The 3,192-nt window shown below is 33.7% G+C and carries 5 protein-coding genes; 4 read left to right on the forward strand and 1 reads right to left on the reverse strand.

Going from position 1 to position 3,192, the window contains the following annotated elements; genetic code table 11:
* Positions 1-100 precede the first annotated feature (100 nt).
* Positions 101-436 (reverse strand): helix-turn-helix domain-containing protein, encoded by a 336-nt coding sequence (locus tag ACT8VG_RS09190; protein ID WP_444195690.1) that lies wholly within the window; start codon positions 434-436, stop codon positions 101-103.
* A 321-nt stretch (positions 437-757) separates the two neighbouring features.
* On the opposite strand from ACT8VG_RS09190, the gene ACT8VG_RS09195 reads away from it, so the two are divergent.
* The 4 genes from ACT8VG_RS09195 to ACT8VG_RS09210 all read left to right on the forward strand — a co-directional run.
* Entirely contained in the window at positions 758-1,000 is a 243-nt protein-coding gene (locus ACT8VG_RS09195; protein WP_444195691.1) for a hypothetical protein, read from the forward strand.
* The gene (locus tag ACT8VG_RS09200; protein WP_444195692.1) at positions 981-1,229 is read left to right on the forward strand and encodes a hypothetical protein; all 249 of its coding nucleotides are present in this window, start codon (positions 981-983) and stop codon (positions 1,227-1,229) included. The genes ACT8VG_RS09195 and ACT8VG_RS09200 overlap by 20 nt, the downstream gene beginning before the upstream one ends.
* A gap of 6 nt (positions 1,230-1,235) precedes the next feature.
* Complete coding sequence (locus tag ACT8VG_RS09205; RefSeq protein WP_444195694.1) at positions 1,236-1,526, forward strand: tyrosine-type recombinase/integrase; 291 nt, start codon at positions 1,236-1,238, stop codon at positions 1,524-1,526.
* 195 nt (positions 1,527-1,721) lie between these two features.
* A partial coding sequence (locus ACT8VG_RS09210) for a PucR family transcriptional regulator (protein ID WP_444195693.1) occupies positions 1,722-3,192 on the forward strand: 1,471 nt, incomplete at its 3' end.

Consider the following 3,192-nt stretch of genomic DNA (forward strand, 5'->3'; position numbering starts at 1 on the left):
TAATCATTTTTAAGCGCCTTTTTATTTAATGTCCTTGACACGGGGTCCACATTATACTGTTTTAATAAGCTTTCATTCCTTTTTTGACGAGAGAGAAGAGTTATTTTTGATTAAATAGATTGTTACATTCGTCTATAATAGCTTCAACTGTGCGTACCTGTGATGGTGTGAGCTTGCGGAGCTTATCTGAGAGAATCAACAGATCCTTATCAATAATTTCACCAGTGAGCAAATAGTCGGCACTTACTTCTAAAGCAGAGGAGATTTTTAACAGATTTTCAGGTCTCATTGCCCGTTTTCCTGATTCCGCATAAGAAACAAACTGGGTAGTGACATCACCTTTTTCTGCAAGTGCTTCTTGAGTGAGTCCCAGCTTTTTTCGACGATCCATAATTCTTTTTCCAATTTCCTGTAAACATAATTCGATATCAGCCATTGGCATAAAACATCTCCTCTCGTATTGTTAAATTATATTCACAATGGATGATAAAAATAAGCGTCTACTGTTGACTAAAATCAACAATACGATATATAATCAAAAATAAATATTGAAAATTCATGAATGCATAACAAATAGAAAAGTAGTGTATGGGAATACGAAAAAGCGAACAGCTATAATGAAAGAAAATGGATTCTCAGGAGGACTGTGATTATGGAACAAATGAATTTTTCAATAGAGGTATCAAAAAGTTCAATAAAAGAATTTACTGATTATTTATATTAAAGAGAAAACGTAAGAGTAACTGTAAAGAAATATATGGCAGATATCAAAAAATTATTTTATTTTTGGCAGATGCTAAGCGGATCAATAAAAAAGTATTGTTGCAATATAAAGATTGGCTTGTCCAAAATTATGCTGTTAATAGTGTTAATTCGATGCTTGCGCATTGAATCAGTTCCTGAAATTTTTGGATCTAGGGAATCTGAAAGTGAAAAGAATAAAAGTGCAGAAGCAGCCTTTTTTGCAGGATCAGAAAGAATTGACAGAAAAAGAATGTAGGAAATTGATTGTAACAGCTATAGCGGAAGGAAAAGAACAGCTTGCCCTGTGTATTGAAACAATAGCTTGTACAGGAATCCAGATCAGTGAAATAAAATATTTTACAGTGGAGCGTGTAAAGGTAGGAAAGATAGAGATTTATAATAAAGGAAAATATAGAAGGATTTTTCTGCCGAAGATATTACAAAAGAAACTTCTTTCCTATTGTCATAATAACCAAATAGCATAAGGAAGGATATTTGTTACTGAAAATGGGAAGTTAAAAGATAGAAGTAAGATTTGGAGAGAAATGAAACGCTTAAAAGAAAAGGCAGGAGTAGCAGAATCAAAAATATTCCCACATAATTTTCGATATCTATTTGCAAGAATTTATTATAAAGTAACAAAAGATATTACAGGTCTTGCAGATTTACTTGGACATAGAAGCATCAATGTAACGAGAATATATACAGCAACTACAGAAACAGTGTTCCAAAAGAAGCTGGATAAGATTGTCGAACAGGAAATATTGGAATGTACAGCATAATATCTTTTATGTTGTAAAGTGCCTCTACTAATCCGTTTTAACTTATTTCTACAGGCTATTTATTTCTTCCAAAAGTGAAATTTAAGCAATGAAAATTGCAAAGACTATAGCTGGTTTACTGGAAACGGTACTTAATTAGGGCACTGATAACCCAAAACTAGAGAGGAACTATGTAATGTGAACAACATAACAGCGATGGATAAGGAAGGAGTAACGATGGTATATACTGTAAGAAAATTACTTGAATCAGAACAATTCCCTAAAATGAAGCTGCTTTGTGGTGAAAAAGGTCTGGATCGGGAAGTAAAAGGCATTCGAATTATAGAAATTGAAGATATGGAACAATACCTGACAGGTGGAGAGATGCTTATAACCAGCTTTCAGGTATATTTATCATGCAGTGACCGGGAAGTAGAGCATCATTTTGAGGATTTGGTAAAAAGTGATATTAGTGGTTTCATTGTGAAAAAGAGAGAAGAGGATGATCCAACAGGAAAGCGATTGAAGTTATTAGAAAAACACTGTGAAAAATATGAGATTCCACTGCTTGAGATTCCGGAAGATTTATATTACTGGGGAATTATCCGCCATGTTATGACGCAGGTATTCGATAAAGAAACAGCACGATTAAAATATTTTAAAATTACACATGATAATTTTAATACATTTATTTTGAAAAATAATGGATCAAGCAATACAGCAAGAGATATTATCGAATTTTTAAGTACCATGATTGGTAATCCTGTTGCATTGTATTACAGTAATCTTAATTGCTTGACTTCAACAAACACAGACGACTCCAAGTTAATATTATCAGACGAAATTCGGCCGTATAAACCTGACATTATTACAAAATTTCAGTATATGAAGCAGATGAAGGGAAACTGCGTTCAATATGTGGGAAAAATTGGTATATTGAACGAGGTGGATGGCTACATAACCATAACAGAAGAAAATAGAGAACTGACAGAACTTGATTATATGGCAATTGAAAATGCGATTATTAACTTGCAGTATGAATTCTTGAGTGAATTTGCACAGAACGAATTGAAAAAGAAGTATCAGAGAGATATTATCCATAATATTCTGAATGGATTACTGAGTCCGAAGGAAATGGCTGAAGCGGCAGCACAGCTCGGAATGAAAGAAAGTGATACTTACAGGGTTGTTGATTTTCATACCATCACAAACAATGTACAAAGAAAATATACAAAAGAACAGCTTCACGAAGTAGGTGTTATAGAGGGTGAATTGATGCATCTTTTGCCAGATGCGCTTATTTACAGAAATATGGATCAGATTTTTATGATTCAACAGGTAGATCCCGATCAGACAGAACTGGAATATCAGAAAGAGATGGAAGAAATAGAAGCTGTTGTCCAGCGAATCATCCTATATAGAAAGAAGGCTATAGACTTTCAGATTGGCATAGGAAAAAGTGTGAAAGGATATCAGAGGTTGAAAGAATCTTATCACGAAGCAAGTCAGGCGATTAAGTATATTGAGATTGTGCGTCTGGTGAGCGGCGATAAGAATAAGTCGGTCGTACATTATTCGAATCTTGGATTTTTCCAGATATTCGGTGAAATTGATGATATGACGGAATTGGAAAGATACATTCCGGAAACATTAAAGAAATTATATTTATATGATGATGAACATAAGG

The sequence above is a fragment of the Catenibacterium sp. genome, assembly GCF_052354645.1.
GTDB classification, from domain to species: Bacteria; Bacillota_I; Bacilli_A; order Erysipelotrichales; family Coprobacillaceae; genus Catenibacterium; species Catenibacterium mitsuoka_A.